General features: G+C 63.6%; 19 protein-coding genes. 8 read left to right on the forward strand and 11 right to left on the reverse strand.

Annotation, left to right across the window (positions count from 1 at the left end):
- Positions 1-1,009 precede the first annotated feature (1,009 nt).
- A complete protein-coding gene (locus JHD59_RS08920) occupies positions 1,010-1,426 on the forward strand; it encodes a DUF1484 domain-containing protein (protein ID WP_199153969.1) in 417 nt (138 codons plus the stop codon).
- A gap of 154 nt (positions 1,427-1,580) precedes the next feature.
- Here the strand turns inward: JHD59_RS08920 and JHD59_RS08925 are convergent, their stop codons facing one another.
- A complete protein-coding gene (locus JHD59_RS08925) occupies positions 1,581-2,378 on the reverse strand; it encodes a S9 family peptidase (protein ID WP_199153970.1) in 798 nt (265 codons plus the stop codon).
- Between the two features lie 227 nt (positions 2,379-2,605).
- Here JHD59_RS08925 and JHD59_RS08930 point away from each other — a divergent pair, with 227 nt between their 5' ends.
- Complete coding sequence (locus tag JHD59_RS08930; protein ID WP_199153971.1) at positions 2,606-3,172, forward strand: hypothetical protein; 567 nt, start codon at positions 2,606-2,608, stop codon at positions 3,170-3,172.
- A 45-nt stretch (positions 3,173-3,217) separates the two neighbouring features.
- Here JHD59_RS08930 and JHD59_RS23315 read toward each other — a convergent pair whose 3' ends face one another.
- Positions 3,218-4,711 (reverse strand): hypothetical protein, encoded by a 1,494-nt coding sequence (locus JHD59_RS23315; RefSeq protein WP_199153972.1) that lies wholly within the window; start codon positions 4,709-4,711, stop codon positions 3,218-3,220.
- Between the two features lie 753 nt (positions 4,712-5,464).
- Here JHD59_RS23315 and JHD59_RS08940 point away from each other — a divergent pair.
- On the forward strand, positions 5,465-5,824 hold the full coding sequence (locus tag JHD59_RS08940) for an NADH-quinone oxidoreductase subunit A (RefSeq protein ID WP_043620422.1): 360 nt from the start codon (positions 5,465-5,467) through the stop codon (positions 5,822-5,824).
- A gap of 86 nt (positions 5,825-5,910) precedes the next feature.
- On the opposite strand, the gene JHD59_RS08945 is transcribed toward JHD59_RS08940, so the two are convergent.
- The gene (locus tag JHD59_RS08945) at positions 5,911-6,576 is read right to left on the reverse strand and encodes a magnesium transporter (RefSeq protein WP_199153973.1); all 666 of its coding nucleotides are present in this window, start codon (positions 6,574-6,576) and stop codon (positions 5,911-5,913) included.
- Between the two features lie 20 nt (positions 6,577-6,596).
- The gene (locus tag JHD59_RS22760) at positions 6,597-6,752 is read right to left on the reverse strand and encodes a hypothetical protein (RefSeq protein ID WP_233163965.1); all 156 of its coding nucleotides are present in this window, start codon (positions 6,750-6,752) and stop codon (positions 6,597-6,599) included.
- A gap of 914 nt (positions 6,753-7,666) precedes the next feature.
- On the opposite strand from JHD59_RS22760, the gene JHD59_RS08950 reads away from it, so the two are divergent.
- The 5 genes from JHD59_RS08950 (at position 7,667) to JHD59_RS08970 (ending at position 13,705) form a co-directional block, all read left to right on the forward strand.
- Positions 7,667-8,584, forward strand: a complete 918-nt coding sequence (locus tag JHD59_RS08950) for a bestrophin family protein (RefSeq protein WP_199153974.1) — start codon at positions 7,667-7,669, stop codon at positions 8,582-8,584.
- 67 nt (positions 8,585-8,651) lie between these two features.
- Positions 8,652-10,394, forward strand: a complete 1,743-nt coding sequence (locus JHD59_RS08955) for an ABC transporter ATP-binding protein (RefSeq protein ID WP_199153975.1) — start codon at positions 8,652-8,654, stop codon at positions 10,392-10,394.
- Positions 10,384-12,144, forward strand: a complete 1,761-nt coding sequence (locus JHD59_RS08960) for an ABC transporter ATP-binding protein (protein WP_199153976.1) — start codon at positions 10,384-10,386, stop codon at positions 12,142-12,144. Before JHD59_RS08955 ends, JHD59_RS08960 begins: the two co-directional genes overlap by 11 nt.
- A 125-nt stretch (positions 12,145-12,269) precedes the next feature.
- On the forward strand, positions 12,270-12,917 hold the full coding sequence (locus tag JHD59_RS08965) for a hypothetical protein (protein ID WP_199153977.1): 648 nt from the start codon (positions 12,270-12,272) through the stop codon (positions 12,915-12,917).
- The gene (locus tag JHD59_RS08970; RefSeq protein WP_199153978.1) at positions 12,917-13,705 is read left to right on the forward strand and encodes a TatD family hydrolase; all 789 of its coding nucleotides are present in this window, start codon (positions 12,917-12,919) and stop codon (positions 13,703-13,705) included. Before JHD59_RS08965 ends, JHD59_RS08970 begins: the two co-directional genes overlap by 1 nt.
- A gap of 111 nt (positions 13,706-13,816) precedes the next feature.
- On the opposite strand, the gene JHD59_RS08975 is transcribed toward JHD59_RS08970, so the two are convergent.
- The 7 genes from JHD59_RS08975 to JHD59_RS09005 form a co-directional block, all read right to left on the reverse strand.
- The gene (locus JHD59_RS08975) at positions 13,817-15,448 is read right to left on the reverse strand and encodes a methyl-accepting chemotaxis protein (RefSeq protein ID WP_199153979.1); all 1,632 of its coding nucleotides are present in this window, start codon (positions 15,446-15,448) and stop codon (positions 13,817-13,819) included.
- 200 nt (positions 15,449-15,648) lie between these two features.
- On the reverse strand, positions 15,649-15,993 hold the full coding sequence (locus tag JHD59_RS08980; protein WP_103321314.1) for a DUF2069 domain-containing protein: 345 nt from the start codon (positions 15,991-15,993) through the stop codon (positions 15,649-15,651).
- A complete protein-coding gene (tatC, locus tag JHD59_RS08985; protein WP_103321315.1) occupies positions 15,990-16,730 on the reverse strand; it encodes a twin-arginine translocase subunit TatC in 741 nt (246 codons plus the stop codon). Before tatC ends, JHD59_RS08980 begins: the two co-directional genes overlap by 4 nt.
- Positions 16,727-17,254, reverse strand: coding sequence for a Sec-independent protein translocase protein TatB (gene tatB, locus JHD59_RS08990; RefSeq protein ID WP_199153980.1), 528 nt, complete (start codon positions 17,252-17,254; stop codon positions 16,727-16,729). Before tatB ends, tatC begins: the two co-directional genes overlap by 4 nt.
- A 19-nt stretch (positions 17,255-17,273) precedes the next feature.
- Positions 17,274-17,480 (reverse strand): Sec-independent protein translocase subunit TatA, encoded by a 207-nt coding sequence (gene tatA / locus JHD59_RS08995; RefSeq protein WP_043620451.1) that lies wholly within the window; start codon positions 17,478-17,480, stop codon positions 17,274-17,276.
- A gap of 65 nt (positions 17,481-17,545) precedes the next feature.
- A complete protein-coding gene (locus JHD59_RS09000) occupies positions 17,546-17,869 on the reverse strand; it encodes a histidine triad nucleotide-binding protein (protein WP_043620454.1) in 324 nt (107 codons plus the stop codon).
- Between the two features lie 16 nt (positions 17,870-17,885).
- Positions 17,886-18,209: a phosphoribosyl-ATP diphosphatase gene (locus JHD59_RS09005; RefSeq protein WP_043620457.1), complete on the reverse strand. Its 324-nt coding sequence runs from the start codon at positions 18,207-18,209 to the stop codon at positions 17,886-17,888.
- Between the last annotated feature and the right edge of the window lie 65 nt (positions 18,210-18,274).

An 18,274-nucleotide genomic window follows, 5' to 3' on the forward strand; every position in this document is an offset into this window, starting at 1 on the left:
CCCCCCCCCCCCCCCCCCCCCCCCCCCCCCCCCCCCCCCCCCCCCCCCCCCCCCCCCCCCCCCCCCCCCCCCCCCCCCCCCCCCCCCCCCCCCCCCCCCCCCCCCCCCCCCCCCCCCCCCCCGTTTTGAGTCTCGTGGGCTCGGAGATGTGTATAAGAGACAGACCCAACAGCGCTCCAAAGCCCTTTCCAAGGCGCCGCCAAACTCGCGGGGCGCTAACGTCGCCCCGCTCAAACAGGAGGCGGCTTAAAACCTTGGAAAGGGCTTCGGAGTCGGCTTGCGCTGATGGGATAAGGGCAAGTCGGTTCGGCTCTGAAACCGATTAAACAAGCTCCATTACATGCCCCAACACAGCCAAGCGCTCGCAAAAACTGGCACGTTTGCGACGCCCCCCTTCCCTTCAAGCCTGCCGTCGGGTGGCAGGCCCGAGGTCTTAAGCGGCTGCATGTTTGAGTCCCGCGACGCTAGCGCGCATCGCTGAGAGAATCTCTACGTGCGAGGCTTCGCCTCGCCCATTGAGGGATTCGCACGCAGAGAGTTCAGCCGCGCCTCGGGCCTGACGGGAACCGGCGGGAAGCCGCAGGCCAGGCTTGCAGGGTGGCCGGGATACCGAATGAGGTCATAAAGCAGGCAAATATCCCCTCCCTGCCGCCGAGCAGCCCCGGCATTGAAAACCATCATCCGCGCAGCGGATTCTACTTACTGCTTCAAAATACAGCCGGTTTTCCACCCTATTCCCTTGCCTCGCAAGCCTTCCCTCCGGATAATCTCACCTGTGCCGTTCAATAGCGGCATCGGGATTGGCGTCCCGATACTTCACCGGGGACTGCTGCGTTCACACGCACCAGTCCTAGACACCATAGCTACGCGCAATTTATGGCGGGCGGTGGTGGGAGCATCGAAAGATGCGCCGGAGGTGAAGCCGGTACGCCAATCCCGCCATGCGCCTGCCACCCCGCCTGGCGTCGGGAGTGGCAGGAAAATGCACACTTCACCGGAGGGTTTTGCCATGCCTAGCATCACCCGCAGTTCGTCTCACCTTGCCGTTTCCCTGAAAAACCGTCACCCCGCCCGCAGCCGTTGGCTGCTGCACAATCAAGTTCCCACGCATCCACCCAGCCTGCTGGCCATGACCCGGCTGCATGAAGCCTTTGCCGCCTTGCAGGAGCAATTGGCCGGCAAGGATCAAGCCAAAGCCAGAGAGCCGGCCGCGCGCGTGGCGCATTTGTGCCACGACATCGAGCAGGCGGTGGTGGAGTCCATCTGCCACCTCGCCCATGGCCAGCTGGGTTTGCAATCCGTGATCGATTTGCTCGCTTGCCTGGGCGACGACGTGCGCCTGCCATCCAGCCGCATCAAGGAATTGCTGGAGCCGCTGGACAAGCGCATGGGCGAATCGCTGACGCTGCTCACCCGCGTGCTGTAAGCCCTGTGCCATAAAAGCCAACAGCCAGCCGCTTCTGCGGACTGGCTGTTTTGGCCCTTCGGTTTCAATGCTTGCGATGTGTCCTGATTTACACCCCAACACACCAACCAAACATCCCCCGGCAGCAACCATCCCGCACGGCGCTAACCGCGTACTAGCCACCCGTCTGCGGACTCTCTCCCAAGGCTGTGGATAACCACTCGCACACCGCGCCATGCGCGCTGCTGGCGGGATCGAGAAAGGCCATGTGGTCGGAATCCGAAAGCTCCTGCAGCAGGATGGAATCGCCCGCAGCGCGAGCGGCCGCCGCGTAAGTCCGCGACATTTCGATAGGCACGGCGTGGTCATCGATGGCGTGAGCGATCAGCTGTGGAATGCCCAGCGGCAAGCGTTGCAGAGGAGAGGCAGCGGCATAGCGTTCCGGCTGTTCATCCGGAGACGCGCCCAGCAGTTCCTGCACCGCGCCACGACCCAGCGCCATTGAATAAGCGGCATGCAGATCGCTGACCGGCGCGGCGCCCGCTACAGCCCGGATGCGGACGCGGTTCAGCGCTTGCGCAGCTGCCCATAAAGCCAGGTGCCCGCCTGCCGAATGCCCCAGCAACGCAATGCGGCTCAAATCCAGCGCTATGCCCTTGTCCGCCAGGGTGGACAGGTATTCGATGCCGCGCAGCACATCCGCGCCGGTATTCGGCCATCCACCTGTCGGCGCGCCTATTCGGCGGTAGCCGAGATTCCAAACCGCAAAACCGCGGGCTGCCAGGTCCTGCGCGATGGCATGCATCTGCTCCCGGCCATGAGGCATGCGCCAGAATCCGCCGTGCAGAAGACAAACAACGGCGGGATACGGCTGGGCGGGAAGATAGAGATCGCCAGCCTGCCCATCATGCGGGCCATAAGATTCGGTGAGGGTGGGCTGCGTGGAATGGCTGGATACGTCTGCAGGTTTCATATAAGGGAGCTTTCTCAAGCAATTGCAATGCGATGCCAGGCAAGGAGCCGCCATGCGCACATCGACAGGCATGCCATTGTAATCACACTGCGCGGCAAATGCTTTGCCTTTCCAGCTTGTCAGCGCTGAACCCTGTCTGCTCGCCCCGTCATATTTTCTGCCGCACCCTATGGCGTAAACCGGCCCTGCGCCGGCTTTCCGCCTCCACTCCGACAGAAAGGCAGGGCATGCACGCTTTCTCCATAGCCATCGACAGCGCGATTCCGCCCGCCATCCTGCCGGCGCCGCTGCAAGCCCGAGCCGAGCGCATCTGCCGGCTGGAGCGCTGGCGCGACGACGACCGCGCCCACTGGCTGCAAACGCTGGGCCGCCAACTTGAGGACGGCGTGTCGGCGGCGGAGTTGATTGCGGCGCTGGATACCCATCTTTATGTCCATCACCCCGAGCACGCCCACGCCGACGACGTGGAGGCATTTGAAGAGCGGGCGGCGATTCTGGAATTCGACGCACACCTGCCGCGCCTGCAAGCCGAACGGCTGGCTGCCAAGCACAACGACTGCGCAAGCTGCCGCCACTGGCGCGGTGAAGCCACCATCCCGGATGCCCGGCAACGGGCCGCCATGCTGGTGGGGCTGCCCGCGCCGCGCCTGGGCAACGCCACAATGGGCGTTTGCGCCGCCGGCTACCGCCCGTGGCGGGTGTCCAACCTAGCGGACAGCGCGGATTATCTGCGCTGGCACTTCATCGGCGAATGCGCGGCCAAACCACCGCAACAGACGCGCATCCGCCGCTAATATGCAAAAACGCCGCCGCTTCCCCAGGAAGGACGGCGTTTCCCGTCAGCGGGTTTGATCCAGCCGCCGCAGCGCCGCCACCCGCGCTTCAAAGCTGGCGAAGCGGCCATCCAGCTGACGCAGCTGCCGGGTTTTATCTGCCGGGCTAAGGAAGGAATAGCGGATGCTGCGGTATACCGTGCGCTTCAGCTCCTCATACGACGGCTTGTAGCGGCTGGCGTACAGCAGGTATTCATTGCCGATGTCGCTGCGCGACACGCCTTCGTCGTCGGTGGAGATCACAAACGGCACGCCGTAGCGGCGATACAGCAGCACCGGATGCGACGCGCCCTGCACGCCCAGGATGAACTCGTTGCTGGTGAGGTTGATTTCCACCGCCACGTCGCGGCGGCGCATCTCGGCCAGCAGGCGGTCGGCTTCTTCTTCATGGCTGATGTCTATGCCGTGGCCGATGCGATTGGCCCCGGCCAGTTCCACCGCCAGCCGGATATGGTCGCGCAGGCCTTCCGGCGGCACCATGCCCAGCACCAGTTCGCCGGCGTGCAAGGCCAGCTTCACGTCGGGGAAGCGCTGTTTGAGGAAATGGATCATGCGCATGTGCAGCGCGTAGTCGCGCATCGCCACGATGCCGTTTTCCGGGCCGACAATGTTCAGGCCCACCACCAGCGGGTTGCCATGGGCGGCGGCAAAGCCTGCGTACAGGGCGGCAAAGGTGGCCGATGGCGAATTATTGCGCGAGACATAAGTCTGGAAGCGCAGGGTGAAGTCGGCATCGTCCATGCCCTGGGCGTAGCCGGCCAGTTGCTGGCGATACTGCTGGATCATGTCCTGCGTTGCCGCGTCCGCCGCCAGCTTGTCCATGGCCTGGCCCAGCGCCTGGTCTATCTGGTCCGCGCTCATGCCTGCCGGCAGGTTGTCCAGCGCGGCCGCCAGTTTGCTGTTGTCGCCAGCCGGCGCGCCGCGCAGCATGGTTTCCAGGTATTGCAGGTTTTTGGCCTTGGCGCGCGCTTTCAGCAGCTGCAGCCCTTCGCGCGGGGAATAGCCGGCTGCCGCGCCAAAGTAGCCGAAGGTATCGAAGAACTGCTTGTCCGGCGGCGGCTGGTCATGGCTGTGGTTGTAGAAGTCCTTGTCCGACCACACCGTCAGCAGCTTGCGGTACAGGCCGTTGTCCTCCTTGAGCTGCTCGGCGCTCATGCATTCGTTGCCGGGCTGGGCCGCGGCCTGCTGCGGCTTGGTCTCTATCTTCAGCGTGGCGCGGTAGATGCAGTACTGTTGCTTGTCCACCCAGTCCAGATAGGTTTCCACATACAGCGCGCCGGTATAGTGGTGATGCAGGTCGCCGCCTTTGGGCATCATGTTCATCAGCAGGCCCAGCTCCGCCAGCCGGCCGCCGTTGCTGACCAATTGCTGGTAATAATCGCGGGTGGCTTGATAGTTTGCCTGCTGCTGGGCGGCGCGGATCGGCGCTTCCGCACTCGCGCCTTGCGGCAGCAGCGTCAGGGAGAGCTGCAGACAGGCCATGGCCAGTATCGATTTCACATTCCCCTCCAGTCATAGATTGACAATGACATAAACGTAGCAGCTGTAAAGGGAAAGCGGAAGGACAAAAAGCCTGCTTGGCGGGCAACGCCCATGCGGAGGAATGGAGACGCTAAGCGGCGGCGGCCAATGGGATGAAGCCATTGCGCCCGCGATGAGCGGGCTATTGGCAAAGCCGGCGCCAGCGGGCGAGACACCATACAAGAACCGTACCAGGCGTAACAAAAAATAATGAAAACAGCTATTTAGGCCAGCCATAAAAGACCGATATAAAGGCCAGCAGGCCCGATCATCTCACCACGGAGAGACAGTTAGCGGCAAATCCAGGCGAACCTTCCGATCCCTCATCTTGATTGGTTGCGCCGCGCCCCACCGCCATCCGCAGCATCCCACCAGACCGCTCTTCCGGCGAGGACTCCGGCTACGGTCAAACTGCGAGACGGCAAGCGGCTGCGACGCCAGATTGCCAGCGCACTGCGCGACAACATCAACTCAGGCCATCCCCAAGCGGATGGCCTTTGTTATGGCGGTTTCAGGCCGGCTGCCGCGCCTGGGTCAGTAATGCTCCCGCGCCGCCCGGCGAATGGTCGAGGCATGGTTCCCAGCAAGGCAGTTTGCTCACCCACAAACTGCGCCTTTATAACTGCCGGCCCATGCCATCCGGCTTTTACCAAACGTTTACCCTTGGCGAAGGCACTTGGCGGCCTGCCGCGGTCTATTCCTGTTTAGTCATCGCAACAGGAATCGATAGCCATGCTGGAAAACTACTTCCCCATCTTGCTGTTCATCGTGGTGGGCCTGCTGATGGGGGTTCTGCCTATGCTGGCGGGCCGCTTGCTGGGCCCCAACCGGCCAGACCCGGAAAAACTGTCGCCCTACGAGTGCGGCTTTGAGGCCTTTGGCGACGCGCGTAGACGCTTCGACGTGCGCTACTACCTGGTGGCCATCCTGTTCATCCTGTTCGATCTGGAAGTGGCCTTCATGATTCCGTGGGCGGTGACGTTGAAAGACGAGCTGGGCCTGTTTGGCCTGGGCGCGATGGCGGTATTCCTGGCTTTCCTGACCATAGGCTTTTTCTACGAATGGAAAAAAGGCGCGCTGGAGTGGGATTGAGCGCATAGCCGCACGCAAAAAGGCCGTCCACGCTGGGACGGCCTTTTTCTTTGAGCGGCGGATGCAAACCTGCCCACGATAAGCGCTTACACCAGATTGCCGCCCAGAATCACCATGGCGAAGCCCAGGTAGATCAGCACGCCGACGAAGTCGCAAATGCTGGTGAGCATGGGCGAGGACAGGGTGGCCGGGTCGGCGCCGAACCGTTTAGCGGCAAACGGCAGGACAGCGCCAATAATCGAACCGGTCAGGGTGCAGGCGAACATGGACACGCCCACCACCAGCAGAATGTCGCCGCCCGGAGATTTGGTGAAATGGGCCATGACGACCTCGGCAACCGCGACAACGGAAGCCAGCATGCAGGCAATCACGATTTCCTTTTTCAGCACCAGGAACACATCCTTGGCGCGGACCTTCAAGTCTTGCAGCGCGATGGAGCGGATGACCAGCGTGGCGACCTGGCTGGCGGAGTTGCCGCCCATATCCACGATGGCCGGCAGGAAGGCCGCCAGAATGATGGCTTGGTCCAGCAGTTCGGTCTGACCGGCGATGATGCTGCTGGTCAAGATGCCAAAGGCAGTCAGGATGAGCAGCCACATGGCGCGCACCCGGAAAATGCGCCAGATGCTGTCGCGCTTCATGTCCAGATCATTGCCATCGATCGCGTGGTTGCCGCCGAAGTCGGCGATATCGTCCGCCACTTCCTTCACGTAATCGGCGTTTACCCAGCGCATGCCTTGCGCGTCAGTCATGTAGATTTTGCTTGCTTGGTTCATTTGGCGTTGCCTTTCCAAATTGCAGATGCGCCCCGATCAGAATGATCCATCCCAGCTGCCGGGAATTCGCGCAAAAGCAAATATTCAGTTTTAACAATTTTAATGTTAAATGGATATTTTTGGCGTTTCATCAAAAAATGCGCCACCGCCATCAGACAAGTTTTTTAAATCAGATACCTATCCAATGCAGCGACAGCAGAAACGCTTACAGAATGAACGTGCCCGGACTTTTTAGTGCGGCAGAAATCTTGCAACTTCCCCTCCCATGCGCGCCGATGCGTTTCATCCGGACGCACATCCCCCTGCCTCTGGAAAAAACACGCGTCTGCCAACGATAGACGCAAGGTTTCCTCCGTATAGCAACGGAAAATTCAAAAAGGGGAGAGACAGACGAGACTAGGCCGCGCCCATTTCCGGGCCATGCCGACGGGACTGCCACCGCCCGCCAAGACCTAGGTCAGCGGGACAAGGGTTCCGGCCGGCACGGTCGAGGTTCTGGTTCTTCAGACATCGAAATCTCCGTGTAGCGGATCAAGGGAAGAAGCTGACAGGCAGCCGCAATGGCGGCGCTTGCCGGTAGCTCCGGTTCAATAGGAACTGGCGGATGCGATGCGGCGGGCCCAAGGCCGGCCGGCGCTGCCCGAAGGCAAAAGAGGAGAGAGCGGAGGCCCGAGGGCCAATGACGCCACACCCTGGCTTGCAGGATGCGGCAGTAGAAGAATCAGACTGCGCGAATCCCGCAAAGCGACGTGTCGATGAAGGATCGACTACACCCGTCGTTGTTCACGATGAACCTTTGCTTTGTGGATAACGCGGCAGACTATATCCGTCCGAACCAATCAAATCAAACTTTGTAACCGCTATTTTACACTTCACTCGCCAAAGCAGGAAAATCAATTCGAAAAAATGCTTAAAAAAACACACTAAATTTATTTGACATTAAATGAATGCGCCAAGCTGCAGCCTCACCGCCGACGCCTGGTGATAAGCCGGCAGGCCAAATGGATACAATAAGGCGGCATACATTTGTGTAACATTCAGTCTTTATGACAAGCATTTTTCCTCCATGATCGTTCGCCATATTCCCTCCTGGTTCCGCCTGCTGTTCGTCTGGCATGGCTCGGTGCTGCCGCGCATCTGGCCCCGGCTGCTGATGGTGTTGGCGGTGGGACTGGTCGCCGCCGGATTGCGTCACTGGTGGCTGCAAAGCCTGCGCGACTCTTCGCTGAGCATCCCCACTTTCACGCTGCTGGGCGTATCGCTGGCCATCTTCCTGGGCTTTCGCAACTCCGTCAGCTACGACCGCTTCTGGGAAGCCCGCAAACTATGGGGCGCGCTGCTGATCGCCAGCCGCTCGCTGACCCGGCAAATGCTGGCCGCGCTGGGAGACAACGACGACAGCAGCCGCTTCATCGACGGCGTATGCGCCTTTGCCTACGCCCTGAAAGCGCAATTGCGCGGCCAGGACGCGGAGGCGCAGCTGCGCCGGTTGTTGCCGGCGGAGGCCCTGGAAAAAGTGCTGGCCGGAAGTTTCCGCCCGGCCCTGATTTTGGTCTGGCTGGGCCGCGAAGCGCAGCGGCTGCAGCGCGCCGGCCAGCTCAGCGAGCTGCAATGGCACGCGCTGGACCGCAATCTGAACACGCTGTCGGAAATCCTGGGCGGCTGCGAGCGCATCGCCTCCACCCCCATGCCCTTCACCTACCGCGTGCTGCTGAACCGCACCATCACCATTTATTGCCTGCTGCTGCCGGCCGGGCTGGTGACCAGCATAGGCTGGCTGACGCCGCCGATCGCGGTTTTCATCGCCTACACCTATTTCGCGCTGGAACAGATTGCCGAAGAACTGGAAGAGCCGTTCGGCACCGAAGGCAACGACCTGCCGCTGGCGACCTTGTGCCACACCATAGAAGCATCGCTGCGCGAGATGCAGGGTTTGCCGCTGCAGGCGCCGCCGCCGCCGCGCCAGGGCATCTACCTTCATTGATAGAAGGTAGCAATGACAATGGCCTTACCATAGAATGGACCACTCCCCCACTTAGCCTGGTCCGTCCATGACCCTGTCCCGTCTGTTATTCAGCTTTGTCACGCGCCACTGGCGCTCCTACATCCTGGCGGCGCTGATGTTGGCGACGGTGGCGGTGCTGACAGTCATGATCCCGCGCCAGGTGGGCCACATCGTGGATGCGCTGGTGGCGCGCAAGCTGTCCGGCGACGAGCTGCTGGGGCAGCTGGCCTGGCTGCTGGGCATGGGCCTGGCCATCTATTTCCTGCGCGTGGGCTGGCGGCTGCAGCTGTTTTCCGTGTCCTACCAGCTGGGCGTGGAGCTGCGCACCCGGCTCTACAAGCAGCTGTCGCGCCAGGGACCGGGCTTTTTCCAAAGCCAGCGCACCGGCGATTTGATGGCGCTGGCCACCAATGACATCGACTCGGTGGAAATGGCCGCCGGCGAGGCCATGCTGGCCGGCTTCGACGGCGCGCTGTCCCTGGTGCTGGTGCTGGGCATGATGACGCTGGGCGTGGACTGGCGGCTGGCGCTGGCCGCGCTGCTGCCGTTTCCCTTCATGGCCTGGGCCTTCTCCCGCATCGCCAAATACATCCACCATCACTGGGACGAGGCGCTGAAGCGCTTCGGCAAGCTCAACAATCACGTGCAGGAAACGCTCAGCGGCGTGCGCACGCTGCGCGCGCTGGGGCTGGAAGCGCGCAACGACGCCGAGCTGGCGCAACTGGCCGAGGCTGCCGCTCACAGCAGCTTCGAGGCGCAGCGCGGAGAGGCGGCGTTCGAGCCGGTGGTGGGCGTATCCCTGGTTTCCGCCACCGCCATCGCGCTGACGGTGGGCGGCTATCTGGTATGGCATGGCCAGCTGACCATAGGCGCGCTCACCAGCTTCAATATGTATCTGGTGCAGCTGATCTGGCCGATGTTCGCCGCCGGCTGGGTGCTGTCGCTGCTGCAGCGCGGCTCCGCCGCCTGGCAGCGGCTGCAACCGACGCTGGACGCCGAGCTCGATGTGGCGGACAGCGGCACCCGCGCCGATCTGACGCCCGGCGCCCTGCATTTCGACAAGCTGACTTTCCACTACGCGCCGGACGCCGCCGCCGCGCTGCGCCAAGTGTCCGTAGACCTGCCGCCAGGCCGCACGCTGGGCGTGGTCGGCCCCACCGGCAGCGGCAAGTCCACGCTGTTGAAGCTGCTGCTGCGGCAATACCCGCTGCAGCAAGGCAATATCCGCTGGAACGGCGTGGACATCGCCGACTACCGCCTGGCGACGCTGCGCAGCGCCATCAGCTGGGTGCCGCAGGAGGCCTTCCTGTTCTCCGCCAGCGTGGCGGAAAACATCGCGCTGGCGCGGCCGGAAGCCAGCCAGACAGAGATAGAACGCGTGGCGCGGCTGGCGGCGGTGCACGAGGACATCCTGCGCCTGCCGCAGGGCTACAACACACCCGTGGGCGAAAAAGGCGTGGCCCTGTCCGGCGGACAGCGCCAGCGCGTCGCCATCGCCCGCGCCCTGCTGGCCGACGCGCCGCTGTTGCTGCTGGACGACGCCTTGTCCGCGGTGGACACCCAGACCGAGACGCAAATCCTGCAACACCTGCGCGAGGCGCGGCGCGGCCGCAGCGTGATCATCGTCAGCCACCGCCTGTCCGCCGTGGCCGACGCCGACCACATCATCGCGCTGCACCACGGCCACATCGCCGAACAAGGCAGCCACGAGCAACTGCTGCAAGGCGATGGCTGGTACGCCAGCCAGTGGCGCTATCAACAACTGGAGGCCAGCCTCGATGAAATCTGACGCCACCCGCACCCAAACCCGCGAGGCCGTCGCCCTGCTGACCGACGCCGCCCGCCCCGACTTGAACCATCTGTGGCGCGGCGGCGGCTGGCTGCTGATCGCCGCCCTGCTGGAAGCGGCCGCCCCCTTGCTGGGCAAGATCTTCATCGACAGCTATCTGCTGCCGCACCGGCTGGAATGGGGCGCCATCGCCGGCCTGCTGGCCGGCAGCCTGCTGCTGGGCGTGGCGGCTGCCGTGCTGCGCTACCAGCAACTGGTGCGGCTGGCCGGCGTGGCCATGCGCGCGGTGGTTCGGCTGCGCGAGCGCGTGTACGGCCATGTCATCCGCCTGCCCATGGCCTTTTTCGACCAAGCCATCACCGGCCAGCTGGTCAGCCGCGTCACCAACGACACCGAGTCGGTCAAAGCGCTGTATGTGCAAGCATTGTTCGTCATCCTCAACAGCAGCATCGTGGTGCTGGGCGCGCTGGCGGCCATGGCCTGGCTGGACTGGCGGCTGATGCTGGTGACGCTGCTGCTGTTCCCGGCCACATTCGCCATCATCTGGCTGTACCAGCGGCTCAGCGCGCCGTCGGTGGCGCGCGCGCGCGCCCTGCGCAGCGACATCAACGCGCAGATGGCGGAGTCGATCGCCGGCATCTCCGTGCTGCAAGCCAGCAATGCCGAGGGCCGCTTCATCGGCCGCTTTGACGACACCAACCAGCGCTACTACCAGGCGCGGCTGCGCGAGCTGAATGCCAACGCCTGGCTGCTGCGTCCGGCGCTGGATCTGCTCAATGTGCTGCTCTTGATCGCCGTGATCTACAGTTACGGCGCGCGCGAGCTGGGCGGCGTGGAAATCGGCGTGCTGTACGCCTTCGTCGGCTATATCGGCCGCGTGGTGGAGCCGCTGATCCAGATAACGCTGCAGTTTGGCCAGCTGCAGCAGGCCGTGGTGGCGGCCAGCCGCGTCAGCCACCTGCTGCAGGAGCCCGCCGCGCAGCAGCCCGGCGCAGACGGCCGCATCGCCGCCGGCGCGGTCAGCTTCCGCCAGCTGACTTTCGGCTACCAGCTGGAACACCCGGTGCTGCATGAGCTGAGCCTGGAGATACCAGCCGGCGGCTTCGTCGGCATCGTCGGCCATACCGGCAGCGGCAAGTCCACCCTGCTGTCGCTGCTGCTGCGCTTCTACCGGCCGCAGCACGGCGACATCCTGATCGACGGCCAGCCGCTGGAATCCATCAGCGACGCCGCCTTCCGCGCCGGCATCGGCCTGGTGCCGCAGGACCCGTTCCTGCTGGCGGCCAGCGCGCGGGAAAACATCGACATGGGGCGCGGCCTGTCGCAACAGGCCATCGAGGACGCCGCCCGCGCCGCCGACGTGCACGAGTTGATCCTGTCGCTGGAAAACGGCTACGACAGCGATATGGGCGAAAGCGGCGCGCGGCTGTCCAGCGGCCAGAAGCAGCTGATCGCCATCGCCCGCGCCTTGGCCGGCAAGCCGCGCATCCTGCTCTTGGACGAAGCCACCTCGCACATCGACAGCGAAACCGAACAGCTGGTGCAGCAGGCGCTGACGCGGCTGGCCGGCAAGATCACGCTGATCTCCATCGCCCACCGCCTGTCCACGATACGCGACGCCGACACCATCATCGTGCTGAACCACGGCCGCATCGCCGAAACCGGCGACCACGAACAGCTGATGCGGCTGGGCGGCATCTACCAGCGGCTATATCTGTTGCAGCAGCTGCAGACGGAGGAAACCGCATGAACATCGACGCCTCCGCGCCGAGATAGCCACCATAATGCGGTTGAACGCGTATGCTCAAAATGAAACATAAAGACCCAGAGACCTCCGCCGCGATGAAACCTATTATTTGCCTTCTCACAGCGGGCATGTTGTTGTCTTCCCTGCCCTGTCGCGCCGACGACGGCAAGGACCTCGACTTGTCCATCAGCACGGAGCTGATGACCCGCAAGACCGACTACGGCAACTCGTCGCGGCTGCAGCCCAGCGTGGACATGCAGTACCGCACCCGCTTCGGCGCCCTGTACGTGCAAGACGGCGAAGGCGGCTGGGCGCTGCCGGCGCCGGGCGGCTGGGTGTCGCTGGGCGTAGCCAGCGAGCCGGCCTGGAGTCTGGGCGGCGGCGTATCGCAGAGCCTGGCGCTGGCGCGCTACGGCTTTGACCTGCCGCGCGACGGCAGCCTGTCCTTCGGCTACGCCAGCCGCATCGGCAGCAGCCATCCGGGACAACTGCTGGCGGCCACGCTGGACGCGCCGCTGGGCGACTGGATGGGGCAGAAATTCTCGGTGCTGGGCTGGGCCAGCCTGGCCAACCAGAAACGCCGCCTGGGCTTGAATCATAGCGATGACGGCCCCGGCTGGCAGCTGGAGCAGAGCAATCTGCTGCTGGTGATGTCGCATCCGCTCGCCAAGCACTGGACGCTGGACCTGGGCGCCGGCAGCCGCTGGGCGGCCGAGAATACCGGCAGCCACACCGCAGGCTGGCAAACCCTGCTGGGCTTCACCTGGAAACTGTGATGCGTTTCGCCCCGCTGCCGGCCGCCGCCTGCCTGATAGACAGCCATTGCCACCTGGACGCGCCGGAGCTGCAACCGGATATCGACGGCGTGGTGGCGCGGGCGCAGGCCGCCGGCGTCGGCCAGTTGCTGGTGCCTGCAGTGACAGCCGGCAATTTCGACGACGTGCTGGCGATGCGCGCGCGCTACGGCTGCTGGATCGCCTTCGGCCTGCACCCGATTTATCTGGGCCAGCATCTGGACGATCACCTGGCCCTGCTCGACGCCGCGCTGGCGGCGCATGCGCCGGCGGCGGTGGGCGAAATCGGCCTCGATTTCTATCTGCCCGAGCTGGACCCGATGCGGCAGGAGGCGCTGCTGGTGGAGCAACTGAAGCTGGCGCGCAAGCACGGCCTGCCGGCGGTGCTGCATGTGCGCCGCTCGGTGGACCGGGTGCTGAAACATTTGCGCGAGCAAAAGGTGGAAAGCGGCATCGCCCACGCCTTCAACGGCAGCGAACAACAGGCCCAGGCCTTCATCCGCCAGGGTTTCAAGCTGGGCTTCGGCGGCGCGATGACCTACAGCGGCTCACGCCGCATCCGCCAACTCGCCGCCACCTTGCCGCTGTCCAGCCTGGTGCTGGAAACCGACGCGCCGGACATCCGGCCGGAATACGCCCAGGACGTCCCCAACGAGCCGGCGCAGCTGGCGCGCTTTGTCGCCGTGCTGGCCGAGTTGCGCGGCATGGAGGTCTCCACGCTGCGAGACGCGCTCTACGCCAACACGCTGGCGGCGCTGGGATGGACTTGAACCTGGCTCCCATCAGCCGTGCCGCACTGTCGCGGATTCAAAATCCAGGACCATCATGCAAAAACCCCGGCGCATGGCCGGGGCTTGGGATGCGCGTGACCCGCAGCCCGCTCAAGTACGGAAGCGCTGCAAACAAGTATCCAGCTCATGCGACAAAGCCTGCAGCTCGCTGGCCAGCGCGCTGGCCTCGCCGGCCGCCTCCGTGGTCTGGCCATTCATCTGCGCGATCTGCTCGACATTGCGCGCCACTTCCTGGCTGGCCAGGCTCTGCTCCTTGATCGCATTGGCGATGTCGGCGATGCGGTGCACCGAATGCTCGGCCAGCTCGCGGATCTGCTGCAGCGCATCCGCCACGCTGGAAGCGCTGACCACGCCGGTTTCAATCTTGTCATTGGCCTGCTGCATGCTCTGGTAGGCGCGCTGGGTATCGGCCAACACGCCGTCGATATGGCCGGAAATCTCGGTGGTGGCCTGGCTGGTGCGTTCGGCGAGCTTGCGCACTTCGTCCGCCACCACGGCGAAGCCGCGGCCCATTTCGCCGGCGCGCGCCGCCTCGATCGCCGCGTTCAGCGCCAATAGATTGGTCTGGTCGGCGATGTCGTGGATCACCCGCACGATGTCGCCAATGTCGGCGGAGCGCTGGTTCAACCCGTCCATCACGGTAGCGGTTTCGGTGATGGTGCTGGCGATCTGGCGGATCTCGCCGGCCGCCTTCTGCGCCAGCTCGCTGCCTGTTGTGGCCTGCTCCATCGTCTGCCGCGCCTGCCGCTCCACATCCTGGGTGCTGTCCGCCACCAGATTGATGCTGACCGACATCTGCTCGATGGCCGCCGCGCCGCTGGATGCGGCCTCAGACTGATGCGCCGACGCAGACGACACATGCTCGCTGACGACATTCAGCTGATTGGCCGCTTTGGCCAACTGCGCCGAGTGGCCCTGCGACTCCACCACCACCGCGCGCACGCTGTCCACCAGCTTGGCCAATGAGGCGGCGGCGCTGCCCAGCTCGTTGTTGCCGAAATCCGGCAATTGCAGCCGCAGATTGCGCTTGTCCGCCAGCTCCTGATTGGCATCGCGCATCTGCAGCAAGGGTTGGCGGATGGAGGAGATGATGTACCAGGCGATCAGCACGCCGATCACCAGCGCCGCGATGATCTCGGCCAGCATCTGGCTGCGCACGCTGGCGGCCGTGGCATTGATCTCGTCGTCCAGCAAGCCCACCGCATCCGCGGCGTTCTTGCCCAGCACATCCACCACGCCTTCCATCTGGTGGATATTGTCCTTGTACTTTTCCAGCTCGTGGTTGGCATCGGCGGTGGCGGCGAGCTGTTTGCCCTCCACCTGCGACGACACCTTGCCGAAACCATCGACATAACCGCCAAGCAGGCCGGACAGTTTGGACAATTGCTGAGAGGCCTCATCATTCAGCGGATGGGTGCCGGCCTGGCTGATCGCCTGTTGCGCGTCGGCCTGCGCTTTTTTCCATTTTTCCAGGTACTCGGCGCGCTTGCCGTCGTTGGCGATATTGATGAAGTAGTCTTTTTCGAAACGCCGCAGATTGCCCATGTCGCGCTGCAGTCTGACAATGTCGGTATAAAAGGCCAGCTCGTGCGAAGTGACGTCTTCCGCCCGCGCCGAAATCTTGCCCAGACCCAGTTGCGCCAACAACCCGGTGAGAATGAGCGCCGCCAACAGCAGCGCAAAGCCAAGCGTAATCCTGGCCGCGATAGACAAATTCCGCATGGTAATTCCCCATACCCAATAGAGTGAATGCCGGCCGGGCTGTACCCGGTCTCGTTATATGCTGCGATTCTAGATGAGGGCCGCCACAGGCGGCCACACGCCATATCACCAGCGGGAACATTCACGCGTTAGTAGTATCCAAAAGCCCCAAAAAAAACCGGCAGCATGGGCTGCCGGACTTTTCGCCTTGTCCATTTACCTCAAGCGCGCTGCTTGAAGCTCCTGGCAAATCCCAATACGCAGATAAAGAATAGTGTACTAATCAGAACTTCACACCATGCCAATCTCTGCGCCAGGCCGTGGTCGGCCCAACCCCTCATCACGCCTTCGGTGAAGAAACCCAGGATGAACATGCTGGACCATTGGTAGGTATACAGCCGCCCGGCCAGGATGCCACGCAAGGGCAGCAGCAATAGCAGCGCCTTGAACGCCAGGAAGGAGCCGCCCGGACGCAGCGGCGCCAGCCACAGCTCCCAAGCCAGGGTCAGCAAGATCAGGACGATCAGCGCGGCGGACGCGCCTTGGCGGAAATGCTCGCGGCTCATGGCGCGGGCTCGGCCTGGGCGCGCCGCGCCTTGCGCTCCATCAGCGCGGCCACCAGCACGCCGGCCTCGTACAACAGCCACAGCGGCACCGCCAGCATGGTCTGCGACAGCACGTCCGGCGGCGTGACGATGGCGGCGATCACAAAGGCGCCGACGATGACATAAGGCCGCGCCTCGCGCAGCTTGGCCACCGACACCACGCCCATCCGCGTCAGCACTACCACGATCACCGGCACCTCGAAGGTGGTGCCGAAAGCCATGAACATACCCAGCACGAAGGACAAGTATTTATCGATGTCCGTCATCATGCTGACGCCGGCCGGCGTCACCGCCGACATGAAATGGAACACCACCGGGAACACCAGGAAATAGGCGAAGGACATGCCCACCAGAAACAGTACCAAGCTGGCCAGCACCAGCGGCAGAACCAGCTTCTTCTCGTGGGCGTACAGCCCCGGCGCGACGAAGGCCCAGACCTGGTACAGGGTATGCGGCAGCGAGATCAAAAACGCCGCCAGCATGGTCAGCTTCATCGGCACGAAGAAGGTGGAAGTCACCTCGGTGGCGATCATGCTGCCGCCGTGCGGCAAGGCGTCCAAGAGCGGCTTCGCCAACAGATGATAAATATCCGATGACCAGTGGAACAGGCCCAGAAAAACCAGGGCGATGCCCAGCAGGGCGCGCACCAGCCGGGTGCGCAGCTCGATCAGATGCGCGAGCAGCGGTTGTTCGTTCATTGGTGGGCTTGCGGAGGAGTTTCGGTTTTGGGCGCCGCGCTGTTGCGCGGCGGCATGTCGTCGAACAGGTCCAGCTGGTTCTCGTCGCGCAGCGGCGGCGCGTCAGCCGGCTCCGGCGCGGCGCTTTCGGCCGTCGATGCCGCTTCCGTTGCCGGCGCGGCGTCTTCCGGGACGATGCCGCCGTGTATGGTGCGCTCGGCCTCGTGGAACGGCTCCGCCGCCTGCTCGGCCAGATTGCGGGCCTCGGCGGAATGGTGGTCCAGCGCGTCGCGCACCTGCTGCACCTCGGATTCCAGCTGGCCGCGGAAGCTGTGCGCAGCGTCCTGCAGGTCCTGGCGTATGCTGTCCAGTCCCTGCAGATTGGCCTGGTGCTGGATATCCGCCTTCATCGTGGCCACGAAGCGCTGCGCGCGCGCCACCAGGGCGCCCACGGTGCGCGCCACGGCCGGCAGCCTCTCCGGCCCCAGCACAACCAGGGCCACCACGCCGATCAGGACGAATTCGCCAAAGCTGATGTCAAGCACGCCGCGTCACCGTCCGGGTTTATTTCTTGTCGGCTTCGCCGTCGATGATGCGGCCGGCGTCCTTGGCCGGCGGCTGGGCATCCTTGGCGCCCTCGTTCATGCCTTCCTTGAAGCCCTTGACCGCGTTGCCGAGGTCCTTGCCGATGTTGGGCAGCTTCTTGGTGCCGAACACCAGTACCACGATCAGCAGCACGATCAGCCAGTGCCAGATGCTCAGAGAACCCATTGTGACTCTTCCTTATTCATGAAACAGGCGCCGGATCGCATCCCGGCGCGAAGCCGAAAAACGCGTCAGCCCTTGTGGCCGAACACGTGAACGTGAAGATGGAACACTTCCTGGCCGCCGCCGCGGCCGGTGTTGATGCCGGTCTTGAAGCCGGACTCCAGGCCCTGCTCCCTGGCCAGCTTGGGGGCCAGCGTCAGGATCTTGCCCAGCACCGCCTCATGCTCCGGGCCGCAGTGGGCCAAGGAGTCGACGTGCAGCTTGGGGATGATCATGAAATGCACCGGCGCGATCGGACGGATGTCGTGGAAAGCCAGCACATCGTCGTCTTCGTAAACCTTGTTGGCGGGAATCTGGCCCGCCACGATCTTGCAGAAAAGACAATCGCTCATCGAATTCAATCCATCATCAAGTGGTTTTGCGCGAGGCTTTCTCGTCCAGCCCGGAGATGCCTTCGCGGCGATGCAGCTCCATCACCACGTCTTCGGGACGCAAGCCATGATATGTCAACAGCACCATGGTATGGAACCACAGGTCAGCCACTTCGCGCACCAGGTGCAGCTTATCCTTGTCCTTGGAAGCCAGCAGCGTCTCCGCCGCCTCCTCCGCCACCTTCTTCAGGATGGCGTCCTCACCCTTGTGAAACAGCGAAGCCACATAGGAAGACTGCGGGGCGGCCTCGCGTCGGGCTTCCAGCGTGTCGGCGATATTTTTCAACACATCCGGGGTCATATCGATATCCTTTGCGCCGAAATCCGGCGATTATGCGGCACGGGCATGGCGCGTAGATGACAGCG

It is taken from the genome of Chromobacterium sp. ASV23, assembly GCF_016428945.1.
GTDB classification, from domain to species: Bacteria; Pseudomonadota; Gammaproteobacteria; order Burkholderiales; family Chromobacteriaceae; genus Chromobacterium; species Chromobacterium sinusclupearum.